Here is a 14,122-nt window from a genome sequence, read left to right as displayed (position 1 = left end):
CCGCATGAGCGGGAGCGGATGAATGCGAATAGGTCTTTTTGCGGTGGGACGGCTGAAGTCCGGCCCGGAAAAGGATCTTACCGCTCGTTATTTCGACCGTTTCGCCAAGGCCGGCCCTGCCGTCGGCCTCGAATTGACCCGCGTTGCCGAAGTTGCCGAAAGCCGGGCCTCCAATGCGGAGACCCGCAAGCGTGAAGAGGCGGCGATGCTTCTGAAATCGCTTGCCGATGGCAGCATCCTCATTCTTCTCGATGAACGTGGCAAGGCAATCGACAGCGAAGCCTTCGCAAACCTGCTCGGCTCCTATCGCGACCAGGGCAAACGCGAGCTGACTATCGCGATCGGCGGCGCCGATGGCCTCGATCCCTCGCTTTACGACCGTGCCGACGCCACGCTGTGCCTGGGCAAGATGACCTGGCCGCATCAGCTCGTGCGCACACTGATTGCCGAACAGCTCTATCGTGCCGTCACCATCCTGTCCGGCCATCCCTACCACCGCGTCTGATGCGTCGGCGCGACACCCCGGCAAGGCGTCGCAATATCACGCAGCCGTGTTTGCTTGGCCACCCCGTTCTCCTGCAAACCTTATGGCAAAGCGCACCAAATCAGCTTAGTCTCCGCGCGATTTGAGAAAGTGCCCCAACACGCATGACGAGAGCATCCACCAGGCGACACCGCATGATCCTGCCAGCTATCGCGGCCGGCGTCGGTGTGGCGGTGATTGTCATGTCGGCAGATCCGTTCATCGTCCGGGCGCAGGATGCCGCGCCCGGGGCGGCACAATCTGCGCCGCAGCCGGCAGCCGAGCTCGCACCGCCGCCCGATCCGGCGGCCGAACTTGCCGCCAAGCGTGATCAGACCCGTGCCGAACTCGAAACCCTGTCGAAAACGATCAGCCTCTCAACCGACAAGGTGGGCGCGCTTCAGCAAAGCATTGCCGATCTCGAAAAGAGCACGGAAAGCATCCGCCAGGCACTCATCGATTCCGCTGCCCGCCGCAAGACGCTCGAAAAGCAGATCCTCGAAAGCGAGAAGAAGCTTGCCGATCTCGGCGTCAAGGAGGATGGCATCCGCCGTTCTCTGCACGAGCGCCGCGGCCTGCTGGCCGAGGTGCTGGCAGCGCTCCAGCGCATGGGCCGCAACCCGCCGCCCGCTTTGCTCGTCACCCCCGATGACGCGCTTGGCTCCGTGCGCAGCGCCATTCTGCTCGGCGCCGTCGTGCCCGGCATCCGCAAGGAGACCGACAAGCTTGCGGCAGACCTCGCAAGCCTCGCCGCATTGCAGACCGCAAGTGCTGCCGAGAAGGCCTCGCTGACCGCGACGATGACTGATGGCATCGAGGAGGAGCGGCGCATGGACCTGCTGCTTGCCGAAAACGACAAGCTCAGCCGCAGCAACGCCGCCGAACTCGAGGCCGAACGGAAACGCTCGGAGGAACTAGCAGGCAAGGCGACGAGCCTTGAAGGCCTGGTCGCCTCGATGGAATCCGAGATCGCTTCGGTGCGGGATGCCGCCGCTGCCGCCCGTCTGGCGGAGGAGAACCGCAAGCTGCTGACGGACGAGCAGCGCGCCCAGGCCAAGGCGCTTGCCGACAGCGGCGTGCCCGATAAAAACCGCATTGCGCCCGCATATCCCTTCGGAGAATTGAAGGCGAAATTGGAGGTGCCCGTTACGGGCGATATCCTGCGCCAGTTCGGCGATGCCGACGGCACCGGGCACGAGGCCATGGGAATGACGGTCGCCACCAATCCAGAGACAGTGGTGACGGCGCCTGCGGATGGTCTGGTGGTTTTCGCCGGCGCATTCCGCAGTTACGGCCAGATGATCATCCTCGACGCGGGCGATGGATACCACCTGGTTCTCTCGGGAATGGATACGATCAACACCCGTCAGGGAAAATTCGTTTTCTCCGGTGAGCCGCTTGCCGTGATGGGCGCGAAAAGAGTGGCAAGCGCAACTGCATTGGCGCTGGAAACGAACCGGCCAACGCTTTACATTGAATTTCGAAAGGACGGTAAACCGGTCGATTCCCGGCCGTGGTGGACCGCCAAAGACACTGGAAAGGCACGCAATGATTCGTAGGGCTTCTCTTGTTCTGGTCGGCGCATTGATGGGTGCGACCGCAATGAGCGTCATTTACTCGGCGAGTGTGCCGGCAGAAGCGGCCGGATCCTCGACTTACAAGGAACTTTCGGTTTTCGGAGATGTCTTCGAGCGTGTGCGTGCGCAATATGTGACGCCGCCTGCGGAAGACAAGCTGATCGAGAACGCCATCAACGGCATGCTCTCCTCGCTCGATCCTCATTCGAGCTACATGAATTCGAAGGACGCCGAGGACATGCGCACCCAGACCAAGGGTGAGTTCGGCGGCCTCGGCATCGAAGTCACGATGGAAGACGAACTCGTCAAGGTCATTACCCCGATCGATGATACGCCCGCCGCCAAGGCCGGCGTTCTCGCCGGCGACTACATCTCCGAAATCGACGGCCAGTCCGTGCGCGGCCTGAAGCTGGAAGACGCAGTCGAGAAGATGCGCGGCGCCGTCAACACGCCGATCAAGCTGACGCTGATCCGCAAGGGTGCCGACAAGCCGATCGAGCTGACGATCGTCCGTGACGTCGTCGCCGTCCAGGCAGTCAAGTCGCGTGTCGAGGACGATGTCGGTTATCTCCGCATCATCTCCTTCACCGAGAAGACCTATCCTGACATGGAAAAGGCGATCAAGAAGATCAAAGACACCGTTCCGGCTGACAAGCTGAAGGGTTATGTTCTCGATCTGCGCCTCAATCCGGGCGGTCTGCTCGATCAGGCGATCAACGTCTCCGATGCCCTGCTGCAGCGTGGCGAAGTCGTTTCGACCCGCGGCCGCAATCCGGACGAAACCCGCCGCTTCAATGCCGGCCCGGGCGACCTGACGGATGGCAAGCCGGTGATCGTGCTGATCAACGGCGGCTCGGCTTCCGCATCGGAAATCGTCGCCGGCGCTCTTCAGGATCTGCGCCGTGCCACCGTTCTCGGCACGCGCTCCTTCGGCAAGGGCTCCGTCCAGACGATCATCCCGCTCGGTGAAAACGGCGCGCTGCGCCTGACCACGGCGCTCTACTACACGCCGTCGGGCCGCTCGATCCAGGGCACCGGCATCACCCCCGACATCAAGGTCGAGGAGCCGCTGCCGGAGGAACTGCAGGGCAAGATGGTGACTGAAGGCGAATCCAGCCTGCGCGGCCACATCAAGGGCCAGAGCGAGACGGACGAAGGTTCGGGCTCCGTTGCCTATGTTCCGCCGGACCCGAAGGACGACGTTCAGCTGAACTACGCGCTCGACCTTCTGCGTGGCAAGAAGACCGATCCGGCCTTCCCGCCGAACCCGGACAAGGCCGTCGTCGCCAAGTAATCGATCAACTCAAGGCCGGGCACTCGCCCGGCCTTGACCCTTTGTGCTGTTTCCCGGTTTTGGAGCGGGCGAAAAATTGGGAACGGACCTGCATGCGCCTTTGGGCCGCAACCGCAAAACCGGCCGCCGGCGCCCAGGCATCCTGCGCCTCGGCCGTATCGCCGCCAGTCTCTGCCTTTTTGCGATAGGCGGCTTTTCCCTCTATACGGCATTTCGCGGCGATGGGCTCGAACGCGCCAAACCGCCGGCCGCCGAACAAGCGGCAAAACCACCTTCCAATACTCCGCAACCACCAGCGACAGCTGCCAACCAGGCAACGGATGGCATGCCCCGCGCGGACCCGCGCTCTGGTGCCAATGTCGAGCAGATGGTCACTGGTGACGGCTCGGTCGTCACCAAATACAGCCCCCGCCCGCGCGACGGCGGCGGACCGGTGCTGGTCGACGCCATGCAGATCGGCCAGGATCCGCGCATGGCGGCCCAGCCCAATGAAGCACTGCTCGAAGAGACGCCCTTTGGCAGGCTGCCGATTATCGGCCCCGATGGCCGGCGGCCGATGGATCAATATGCGCGCCCCTCGTCCGGCGCGCGTGGCGTCCGCATCGCCATCGTCGTCAGCGGCCTCGGGCTCAGCCAGACCGGAACGCAGCGCGCCATCGCGGAATTGCCGGAAGAGATCACTTTCGCTTTTGCCGCGAGCGGCAACAGCCTGCAGCGCTGGATGCAGGAAGCCCGCCGCGGCGGTCACGAGATCCTTTTGCAAGTGCCGCTCGAGCCTTTTGATTACCCGGCGAACGATCCAGGCCCCGAAACCCTGCTGACCTCGAAGCCGGCCGCCCGCAACATCGAAAACCTGCACAAGGCGATGGGCGAGATCACCAACTATACCGGCGTCATGAATTATCTCGGCGGCCGTTTTCTCTCTGATCCCACCGCCATGGAACCTGTCATGCGCGACATCGGCAAGCGCGGGCTGCTGTTTCTCGACGATGGCACATCGGCGCAGTCGAAGACGGCGGCGATCGCCAGGGGAACCGAACTGCCCTATGCCTTCGCCGACCTGCAGCTCGACGGCCAGCTCGATATCAACGCCGTTCTGAAGAAGCTCGACGAGCTCGAGCGCATCGCCCGCAAGAACGGCCAAGCGATCGGCGTCGCCTCGGCTTTCGATGAGAGCGTTGACGCCATCGCCAAGTGGAGCGAGGAGGCCGCGATGCGCGGCATCGAGATCGTCGGCGTCGCCGCCATTTCCAACGACCCCCGGAATCCTTGAAAAAAATTCTTGAGATGGATCCTTGAGAAGAATCCCAGAACGGAGAAGAAGATGAACCAGAGGACCGTGAAAGCCGAGGATCTGCCCTACCGCCCCTGCGTCGGCGTGATGATCCTGAACCGCGATGGCCTCGTCTGGGCCGGAAGACGCATCTCCGACGGCAATTCCGAATATGACGGCTCGCCACAGCTCTGGCAGATGCCGCAGGGAGGCATCGACAAGGGCGAGGATCCATTGGACGCCGCCTACCGCGAGCTTTACGAGGAGACCGGCATCAAGACGGTGACCCTGCTTGCCGAAGCGAGAGACTGGATCAACTATGATCTGCCGCCGGCACTGATCGGCATCGGGCTCAGGGGGAAATTCCGCGGCCAGACGCAGCGCTGGTTCGCCTTCCGCTTCGACGGCGACGACAGCGAGATCGCCATCAATCCGCCGCCTGGCGGCCACGAGCCGGAATTTGATGCCTGGGAATGGAAGCCGATGCGGCAACTGCCGGGGCTGATCGTCCCCTTCAAGCGCGCCGTCTACGACCAGGTGGTGGCCGAGTTCCAGCACTTGGAAACACTTCAATCGGAAAACTGATCACGGCAGGATGACCGCCTCCGTTTACGCTCGGCAATGATGCCTCCGAAGAATGCCGACTGCACCGATTCGCGTTCAACAGCGTCAGATCGCAAACACCGGCCGCCATAGTCGGCCGGCATCTCGTTCGAATATTATTCGGCTTCGTTGGCGGAATCGGCGTTAAGCTGGCCGTATTTGCTCTCGCCGATTTTCTCGAGCAGGTCGATCTGCGTTTCGAGGAAGTCGATGTGACCTTCCTCGTCCGCCAGCAGCTCCTCGAAAAGTTTCATGGAAACGTAATCGCCTGCGTCATGACAGATATCGCGCGACTTTTTGTAGGCCGCGCGGGCGTCGTACTCGCCGGCAAGATCGGCTTCCAGAACTTCTTTGACGTTCTGGCCGATGCGCAGAGGTGCAAGGGTCTGCAGATTGGGATGGCCTTCGAGGAAGATGATGCGCGCAACAAGCCGGTCGGCATGGTGCATCTCTTCGATGGATTCGGCGCGCTCCTTCTTGGCGAGCTTGGTATAGCCCCAGTCTTCAAGAAGACGATAATGAACCCAGTATTGGTTGACCGCACCGAGTTCGAGGAACAACGCCTCGTTAAGCCGCTCGATGACCTTTTTGTCGCCTTTCAATGTCCGCTCTCCTGTTTTCCTCATGGAATTGTTTCAAGCGGGACATGAAATCAAATATTTCGGTCTCCGTCGAGTGGCGACGGGCGTGATATTCCTCGGTTGTCTGGATAATCAGGTCGACCACGTTGGGGAAACAGCCGCAGCAGCGGCCGCGTTTTTCCATGGCGTGGTAGACCTTCGCAGGCACGATAAGCTGCCAACAGTCTTCATCGAGAAGGTTGGTGATAACCTCCCGGATTTCTTTATCGGTTATATAATTGCAGCTGCAGACAAGCACGTCTTCATTCCAAACATGACACTGACTATCGTGTTTTTTGCTAAAGAAGATGGTGGCTGTCAAGAAAAAATTCGAGTCCCGCAGCATCAAACAGCGGTGTGCGGATAAGGCCCCATGCATATCGTCCGGGATTATGCAGCGGTTTCAGGATGATGACGCCATAAGGCAAATGAAGGCGCGCCGCATGCTCTTGATCGGTGCAATGCATTTTTAATGAAAGTTGCGTCCGCGCGGCATCACCTCAGCGGTTTCCGCCGCACCCGCATGGCGGCCTGTGGCAATCATCCGCTTTTCCAACTCCGCCCTCTCCTGCGCATTCGCAAGCTTTTTCTGCCGCTGATCGGCACCCGGCCTCAGCACCTCGTCTGCCCGCTCACAGACGCCGAAACGCCGGGCCTCGCGTTGCAGGATACCGAGCGCCGGCGTCATGTCCTCGATATGCTCGACGACGGTATGGATCACCCCGCTCTGGCTTTGCAGCCTGCCGCGGATTTTCACCAGCCGGGCGCCCATCACGACCGAGCGGTATTTGTCGAACATTTTCGACCAGACGATCGCATTGGCCACGCCGGTCTCATCTTCCAGCGTCATGAAGATCACACCTTTGGCCGAACCCGGCCGCTGGCGCACCAGCACGAGGCCCGCGATCGTCACCCTTTTTCCGTTCGCGACCTTCAACAGATCGACATTGCGTGTCACACCGGCCTTGTACAATTCCTCACGCAGGAAGGAGACGGGGTGCGCCTTCAGCGACAGTGAGAGATAACGATAGTCCTCGATGACCTGCTCTCCCGGCAGCATTTCCGGCAGCTTCGCTACAGGCTCGGCCTGGAGGTCGACATGACGGACCTGCTCGAAAAGCGGCAGCTCCTCAGTAGCACTCCTCACATCCAGCGCCCGCACCGCCCAGAGCGCGTCGCGTCGTGACAGTTTGAGGGATTGGAACGCATCGGCATCCGCCAGTCGCTCGATGACCGATTTCTGCAGACCGGACCGCAGCCAGAGATCGCGCACCGAGCTGTAGCCTTCGCCTCGATGGCTGACGAGCCGTTCCATATCGTCTGTCGAAAGACCCTTGATCTGCCGGAAACCCAGCCGCACCGCATGCCGGGCCTTGATGATCTCACGCATCTTGTCGTGCCGGAAATCGACGGCATTCCGATCGAAAGCGGCCTCTTCCAGACCGCAATCCCAGTCCGATTCATTGATATCGACCGGCAGGATCTTTACCCCGTGCTCGCGTGCATCCCGCACCAGCTGCGCCGGCGCATAAAACCCCATCGGCTGGGAGTTCAGCATCGCCGCGCAGAAGACGTCGGGATAATAGGCCTTGAGCCATGAGGAGGCATAGACGAGCAGCGCGAAGGAGGCGGCATGGCTTTCCGGAAAACCATATTCGCCGAAGCCTTTGATCTGGTTGAAACACTGCTGCGCGAATTCCTGGGCATAACCTTTTGAGACCATTCCTTCGATGAACCGCTTTTCGAAATTACCGATCGTACCCGTTCTCTTGAATGTCGCCATCGCTCTGCGAAGCTTATCGGCTTCCGCCGGCCTGAACCCTGCTGCGGTAATGGCGATTTGCATGGCCTGTTCCTGGAACAAGGGCACGCCGAGGGTTCTTTCCAGAACAGTTTCCAGCTCCTTGCTCGGATATTCGATCGGAATGTTCTTGGCCCGCTGCTCCCGTCGCTTCAGGTAGGGATGCACCATGTCGCCCTGGATCGGACCTGGCCGAACGATCGCCACCTCGATGACGAGATCGTAGAACACCTTCGGCTTCAGACGCGGCAGCATGCTCATCTGCGCCCGGCTTTCGATCTGGAAGACCCCAAGCGTATCGGCCCGGCCCATCATCTCGTAAACCGGCTTGCCCTCATCCCCATGCTCCTTGTTGCCGAGGTCTGCGAGCGTCTTCTTCACGTCGTAATGCAGCTCAAGCAGCGAAAAGGCCTTCCGCAGGCAGGTCAGCATGCCGAGCGCCAGCACATCCACCTTGAGGATCTTGACGTTGTCGAGGTCGTCCTTGTCCCATTCGATCATGTAGCGATCCGGCATCGCCGTCTTCATGATCGGCACCACCTCGTCGAGCCGGTCCCGCGTGATGACGAAGCCGCCGACATGCTGGGTGAGGTGGCGCGGGAAGCCGAGAAGCTCGGAGGCATATTTCAGCACGTTCCGCGTCACCGGATCCTTGACGTCGAGACCGGCCGCCTTGGCATCACGTTCGGAAAGATTGTCCTCCGACCAGCCCCAGACGAGGCTGCTGATCGCCGACTGGACATCCTCCGAAAGCCCGAAGGCCTTGGCGACCTCGCGGCCGGCCGAACGGGTGCGGTAGGTGGTCACCCCCGCCGTCAGTCCCGCATGTTCTCTTTTGTAGTTTTTGTAAATAAACTGGATGACCTCTTCACGTCGGTCATGCTCGAAATCGACATCGATATCCGGCGGTTCGTCGCGATCCATCGAAATGAAGCGGTCGAAGAGCAGTGTGCTCTTTTCGGGATCGACTTCCGTTATTTCGAGACAATAGCAGATGACCGAATTTGCCGCCGATCCGCGCCCCTGGCACAAGACCTTGAGTTCATAGCGGGCATGCTGGATGATCCTATGCACCGTCAGGAAATAGGAGGCATATTTCTTATCCCCAATGAGTTTCAGTTCATAATCGATCTGTTGCGCCACCTTGGGCGGAATACCCTCGGGATAGCGTCTTACCGCTCCCGCTCTCGTCAGCCTTTCGAGAGTCTCCTGCGGCGTTTCGCCGGGATCGTTTTCTGGCGGATAATTGTGCTCCAATTCCTTCAGCGAAAAGGTTAGTTTGCCGAAGAAGCCTTGCGTATTTTCGACCGCATCAGGATAGTCCCGGAATATCCGGACCATTTCACGTGAATCCTTGAGGTAACGCTCGGCATTCGGCGCCAACAGGAATCCGGCTTGCGCTATCTGCACGTGCTCTCGGATCGCGATCACGACATCCGAAAGCGGCCGGCGCTCGGGGTGGTGATAAAGTGGTTGATTGGTCGCAATCAGCGGCACGCGGTTTCGAGCAGCAAGCATGGCAAGCACCGCAAAGACCTGCCTGTCGCGACCGTCATAGGCTGGCGCCAGCGCCATAAAAAAAGCCTTGCGGAAGCGTCTGCGAAACCGTTCCAGATAATCTTCCAGCGACGACTGACCCGTCTGATGATCGACAAGGGTGCGATCGGGAACGAAGGCAAGCATCATCTCGTCTCCCCATTCCATGAGTTCCGCTTCCGTCAGAATACAGCTTCCCTTGACCGCTTCCTCCTTCAGATTGCCGGCGCTGAGAAGGCGGCAGAGGTTTGCCCAGCCTCGCCGGTTTTGCGGATAGGCAAGGATATCAGGGGTTCCGTCGGAAAAGACGAGACGGGCGCCCGGTTGAACCCGGATAGGATCGAGGATGACCTCCATTTTTCCTTCCTTCTTCGCTTGGGCCAGAATCTCATCCCTGTTCTTGTATCTCTCCTCAAGTTGCTCCGCCTGTGCATGCGCCCGCACCACGCCGGCAACCGAATTCCGGTCCGCTATGCCGAGGCCGCCGAGCTTCAGATAAGCGGCCTGTACGACCATCTCTTCCGGGCCAGAGGCGCCTTCAAGAAACGAGAAATTCGTCCTTGTGCCGATCTCGAAGAATGCGCGCGTGGTTGTCATGCGAACACGCCATGCATGAACCAGCGAGGATCAAGCTCCTGACCATAAAAGCCCCGCCGATAAATCCAGAAGCGATGTCCGGTCTCATCTTCGATGCGGAAATAGTCACGTGCCTCGGCGTCATCCCCATCGATCCACCACTCCATGGCAATCCGTTCCGGCCCTTCGCTTCTCGCCACCTGATGCTGCATGCGCCGCCAGCGGAAGATCTGCGGCGGACCATCGGGCACTTCGGCAAGTATGGTCTCGACGGGCTCCGGCGTTGCAAAGAGCCGCAGCGGGCGCTCTTCGCGGAAAGGAAGCTGGATGTCCTGCGCTGCCTTCCGCCTGGGAAGGCTGTCCATCACAGGAACCGTGATGACGGCGCGTTCCGGCACATGGCTCTCGCGGAGCTGAAAGCTTTGCAGGCAATCCGCACCCAGTCGGGCCGAGACCCGGTCGACGAAAGCCGAAAGCGAGATCTCTCCCTGACGGTCGCCCTCGAAATCACCCTGCGCCTCGTTGAAGGGATCGTGCCGCAACACATTCAACCGCAGGATCTCGAAACCATAGCCGGCATCGAGATCGTCATAGACCGCCTGCAATCGTTCGGAAAAAAGCCCGGCGATGAACTTTGGTTCGCGAAGCGGCTGCGAAGCGCCGACGGAGATACGAAAAACCCTGCCGTCGACGCGGAACAGGACCAGTTCGAACACCCGCCCGCCAGCCCCCCGCGCCTCCAGCGACGGCTGCAGCGATAAGGCGACCTGCCTGGTGACGGCAAGAATCTGCTCTTCCGTCCCGATGGGCTCGATCAGCCGGCTTTCGGCCGAGAGGCTGGCAACAGGACGCCGGGGCGAGACCGGCTCCTCTTCACGTCCCAGCGCCTGGTCGAGACGCAGAAGCAGCTCCGGGCCGAACCGGCGGGTCAGCGGCGCCCGCGGTGCATCGATAACGTCACCGACATATTTCAGACCGAGTTTCTTCAGGGCATCGACGGTTTGTCCTTCCAGTCGCAAGGCTGCAACCGGCAAGGACATCAGCACATGTTCCGTCTCTTCGTCCTCGATCACGCCGCCTTGCCCGAAGCGGGACGCGGCCCAGGAAAGGCCGGGTGACGATGAGATCGCGCCGCGGGCATCGAACCCCATATGAAAAAGCCGCGACAGCACATCCCTAAGAAGCGCCTTTTCACCGCCGAAAAGATGGGCGCAGCCGCTAATATCGAGAAACAGGCCATCCTTGTCGTCGAACGCCACCAGCGGCGTATAACGGTCGCACCAGTCGGCAATTGCCTCCAGCAACCGGCGGTCGGCTGCCGGATCCTCTTCCGCGACCTCGAGCAGCGGGTGCATGGCGCGCGCTTCGGCAACGCCCAGCTCCTTCCTCAGCCCCAGCCTTTCGGCCAACTCGTCCAGTGCCGTCAGCCGCATGGCATTGTTGAGCTTGCCGGAACAGACGATAGGCGGCCCTTCAGGACGCCCTTTCGAACGCCAGGAGAGCCCCCATCGCCTGCGGGCGATGCGGTCCGTTGGCAGATGCGGGAAGCTGAGCGCCAGAATGCGCTGACTGTTCGCCTGGAGGACGAACGAGGTTTGGTTCGGCAACAGGGAAAAATTCGCGTTCATGGGGATTCCACTCCAGAAGAAAGGAGAGCGGGGCCGGATTGCGGCTCTTCTCCAGCGTCAGACGGAAAATTGGATTGCCGATGCTGCCGGAAAGTTTCGATCCATCCGGCAACGGCCGCAGAGCGGATGGGGCCGGTTCGACATGCAGACGGAAGGCCGCACTGCTTGCCTCCTCCGCCCCGGCCTGACGGACAAGAAAGAGCGGACGGCGGGCAGCATGCGCCCTGAGACTAAGCCTGCGGCTTTCGGTCAGGCCGAAATGGGCAGGATTGCCCCGTACTTCGAAGATGACGGCCGAGAAGGCAGCGCTTTCCACCGCGGCCTCCGCCAGCCAGAGCGCCTCGTCCAGCTTGCGCGGCGCGGCATGGAGAAACCGCTCCGGGCTCAGCCCGAAATCCCGAAGCCCGGGAGCATAGGGACGGCCTGCCTCCAGCGTGCCGACGGCATCGCCGATCCAGAGCAACGGCAGAAGGCGGCCGGCATCCGCTTCCTGTTTTTGCAGCCGCGCGGCAACAGCCATCGCCAGCCCGCTTGCAGCGCCGGCATCGCGAGACAGAGCGGAACGGAATTCGGTGATCGCATCGAGCGGCAGGCCGCCTTCCAGCGCCCCGTCAAGAAACTCCACCCCAAACGACAGGGGCGGCAGCGTGCGCTCCTGGTGGGTCTTACGTCCTTCCGCCAGGGCTTCCCGTTCCGCTGCGGCAAGCGCCGGCGCGGGCCGTCCCTCCAGTCTGGCGATGGTTTCGCGGAGCGCAAAAAGCCGCTCGCGCGCCAGGGCGTGCTGCGCCATGGCGTTCTCCGATCCGTCTTGTTCCTGTTATGTTCTTATAGATTCCAGAGAGCTAATGAAGAGTCAACGGCCATTTTCTATGAAAATATTCCTGCCTTTGATTCCGCACTCGAAAATCGGCGATAAAGGTTCTATATGGGCCCGCAAAGGAAGGAATGTTCATGGCCCGCATAGACCAGAGCGATGATTGGCGGGATCGCCATGCGCCGACGATCAGCGCCTTCGAGTCGCTGGCGATGGAGGCCTATAGCCATCTCCCGGATGAATTCCGCCAGCTGACGACCAACCTCACGATCGAGATCGAGGATTTCCCCGATGACGACGTTTTCGAGGACATGGCGCTGGAAACCCCTTTCGATCTGCTCGGCCTTTTCGAGGGCAGGGGCATTTCCGAACGTTTCACGGTGGAAACCGGCGAGATGCCGAACCGCATCCGCCTCTACCGCCGTCCCATTCTCGACTACTGGGCTGAGAACGACGAGACGCTCGGCGATATCATCACCCACGTCCTGATCCACGAGATCGGCCACCATTTCGGGCTGAGCGACGATGACATGGAGCGGATCGAGGCAAGCGCCGAGGAAGCCGCCGAGCGATAGAGCGCCGCGCGTCCAAGGACGCGCTAAGGACGCTCTATCACTTTCAATCACGCATAATCCTTTCCGAAAATCGGTTACGATTTTCGGGGTTATGCGCTAAAACCTCACTGCTCGGAGAGCTTCATCTCGGGATCGTAGTCCTTGCCTTCGACATGCTTGACGACGGCCTGGCCGCACTGCATCGCACCGGTTGCGGCATTGAAGGCATAGGTCGGCGAGCCCTCCAGCGACCAGCCCTTGTTGAGGGCGGCGGTGACCTTATGGCAGAAGGAAGCATCGTCGGGACCGGTCAGGAAGCGGTAGAGTTTCATCACATCGTCTTTCGTGCTGCAGCCTGGCGGGCTGCTATCAGGCGCGCTTTATGGACCAGACTTTCCGCCTGGACAAGATGCAGCCGCTCGACCATCCGCCCGCCTGCATTGATGACGTTCAGCCCATCGGAGGCGGGGTCGGCAAAGGCTGATATGATCGCCTCCGCTTCCGCAATCGCTGCCGGATCCGGGCTGAAATGCCGGTTGGCGGGCTCGATCTGCGCCGGATGGATCAGCATCTTGCCGGCAAAGCCCATGGCCCGGCCCTGCAGACATTCGGCATCGAAACCCTGTTCGTCCCTGAAATCGTTGAAGACGCTGTCGATCGCATCGAGCCCGTAGGCACTGACCGCAAGGACGACCTGCATCAGCCACGGCACGAGATAGCTTCGCCCCGGCTGCGGCAGCACGCCGGTTTCCTTGCGCAGGTCGTTCAGCCCGACGACGAGACAATCGAGCCGTGAGCCCGGCATGCGCCCGGCTGCGGCGATAACAGCCGCATTCAGGATGCCGCGCGGTGTCTCGATCATCGCCCAGATGCGCAGATCTTCCGGTGCATCGGCCTCGGAGAGAAGGTCACTGAGCGCCATGATATCCTGCGGTTCGTCGACCTTCGGCAGCAGCACGGCATCGGGACCAAGCGCCATCACCAGCTCCATGTCCGCCAGGCCGAAATCGGTGGACAGACTGTTGATGCGGATGATCCGCTCCTTGCCTTGAAGCAGCCGAGCCGAAAAGAAATTCCTTAGATTTTCCCGCGCTTCCGCCTTCTTTTCCGGCGCCACGGAATCCTCGAGATCGAAGATCACCGCATCGCAATCGACCGCATGGGTTTTTTCAAGGGCGCGGGGATTGATGGCAGGCACGCTCAGCACCGAACGGCGCAGGCGGATGGAGCGGGTCGTAGGGTTTCGGCTCATGGCGAATTAGTGCCAAGCTTTGAAAGCCGAAGCAAGCAGCCACCCCAGACATCTAGCAGAACAACAAAAAG

At 60.8% G+C, this 14,122-nt stretch carries 13 protein-coding genes; 6 read left to right on the top strand and 7 right to left on the bottom strand.

The window, feature by feature from the left end; all coding sequences use genetic code 11:
* The first annotated feature begins 22 nt into the window (after positions 1-22).
* The 5 genes from rlmH to RWJ89_RS18400 all read left to right on the top strand — a co-directional run bounded on the left by rlmH (position 23) and on the right by RWJ89_RS18400 (position 5,252).
* Positions 23-505 (top strand): 23S rRNA (pseudouridine(1915)-N(3))-methyltransferase RlmH, encoded by a 483-nt coding sequence (gene rlmH / locus RWJ89_RS18420; RefSeq protein ID WP_316031223.1) that lies wholly within the window; start codon positions 23-25, stop codon positions 503-505.
* A gap of 173 nt (positions 506-678) precedes the next feature.
* The gene (locus RWJ89_RS18415; RefSeq protein ID WP_316031222.1) at positions 679-2,082 is read left to right on the top strand and encodes a murein hydrolase activator EnvC family protein; all 1,404 of its coding nucleotides are present in this window, start codon (positions 679-681) and stop codon (positions 2,080-2,082) included.
* Positions 2,072-3,394, top strand: coding sequence for a S41 family peptidase (locus tag RWJ89_RS18410; RefSeq protein WP_020052177.1), 1,323 nt, complete (start codon positions 2,072-2,074; stop codon positions 3,392-3,394). Before RWJ89_RS18415 ends, RWJ89_RS18410 begins: the two co-directional genes overlap by 11 nt.
* 76 nt (positions 3,395-3,470) lie before the next feature.
* Complete coding sequence (locus RWJ89_RS18405) at positions 3,471-4,667, top strand: divergent polysaccharide deacetylase family protein (protein ID WP_316031221.1); 1,197 nt, start codon at positions 3,471-3,473, stop codon at positions 4,665-4,667.
* 51 nt (positions 4,668-4,718) lie between these two features.
* The gene (locus RWJ89_RS18400) at positions 4,719-5,252 is read left to right on the top strand and encodes an RNA pyrophosphohydrolase (protein ID WP_131665111.1); all 534 of its coding nucleotides are present in this window, start codon (positions 4,719-4,721) and stop codon (positions 5,250-5,252) included.
* Between the two features lie 134 nt (positions 5,253-5,386).
* Here the strand turns inward: RWJ89_RS18400 and bfr are convergent, their stop codons facing one another.
* From bfr to RWJ89_RS18375, 5 genes are all read right to left on the bottom strand, one after another.
* Positions 5,387-5,872: a bacterioferritin gene (bfr, locus tag RWJ89_RS18395; protein WP_003543950.1), complete on the bottom strand. Its 486-nt coding sequence runs from the start codon at positions 5,870-5,872 to the stop codon at positions 5,387-5,389.
* Positions 5,838-6,236 carry a (2Fe-2S)-binding protein gene (locus RWJ89_RS18390; protein WP_131665110.1) on the bottom strand — a complete coding sequence of 133 codons (399 nt, stop codon included), beginning with the start codon at positions 6,234-6,236 and terminating at the stop codon, positions 5,838-5,840. The genes bfr and RWJ89_RS18390 overlap by 35 nt, the downstream gene beginning before the upstream one ends.
* Before the next feature lie 123 nt (positions 6,237-6,359).
* The gene (locus RWJ89_RS18385; protein ID WP_168284505.1) at positions 6,360-9,824 is read right to left on the bottom strand and encodes an error-prone DNA polymerase; all 3,465 of its coding nucleotides are present in this window, start codon (positions 9,822-9,824) and stop codon (positions 6,360-6,362) included.
* On the bottom strand, positions 9,821-11,266 hold the full coding sequence (locus RWJ89_RS18380; protein ID WP_316031271.1) for a Y-family DNA polymerase: 1,446 nt from the start codon (positions 11,264-11,266) through the stop codon (positions 9,821-9,823). Before RWJ89_RS18380 ends, RWJ89_RS18385 begins: the two co-directional genes overlap by 4 nt.
* Before the next feature lie 10 nt (positions 11,267-11,276).
* Complete coding sequence (locus RWJ89_RS18375; protein WP_231284990.1) at positions 11,277-12,221, bottom strand: ImuA family protein; 945 nt, start codon at positions 12,219-12,221, stop codon at positions 11,277-11,279.
* A gap of 161 nt (positions 12,222-12,382) precedes the next feature.
* On the opposite strand from RWJ89_RS18375, the gene RWJ89_RS18370 reads away from it, so the two are divergent.
* Positions 12,383-12,820 (top strand): metallopeptidase family protein, encoded by a 438-nt coding sequence (locus RWJ89_RS18370; RefSeq protein WP_003543974.1) that lies wholly within the window; start codon positions 12,383-12,385, stop codon positions 12,818-12,820.
* 104 nt (positions 12,821-12,924) lie between these two features.
* Here the strand turns inward: RWJ89_RS18370 and RWJ89_RS18365 are convergent, their stop codons facing one another.
* Positions 12,925-13,131 carry a DUF1737 domain-containing protein gene (locus tag RWJ89_RS18365; RefSeq protein ID WP_017962591.1) on the bottom strand — a complete coding sequence of 69 codons (207 nt, stop codon included), beginning with the start codon at positions 13,129-13,131 and terminating at the stop codon, positions 12,925-12,927.
* On the bottom strand, positions 13,131-14,051 hold the full coding sequence (locus RWJ89_RS18360) for an HpcH/HpaI aldolase/citrate lyase family protein (protein WP_168284503.1): 921 nt from the start codon (positions 14,049-14,051) through the stop codon (positions 13,131-13,133). Before RWJ89_RS18360 ends, RWJ89_RS18365 begins: the two co-directional genes overlap by 1 nt.
* Between the last annotated feature and the right edge of the window lie 71 nt (positions 14,052-14,122).

It is taken from the genome of Rhizobium sp. 10PS4 (genome assembly GCF_032464805.1).
In the GTDB taxonomy this organism is placed as follows: Bacteria; Pseudomonadota; Alphaproteobacteria; order Rhizobiales; family Rhizobiaceae; genus Rhizobium; species Rhizobium laguerreae.
Note: the sequence above shows the minus strand (reverse complement) of the source record. Positions and strands in the feature narration are given on the sequence as shown.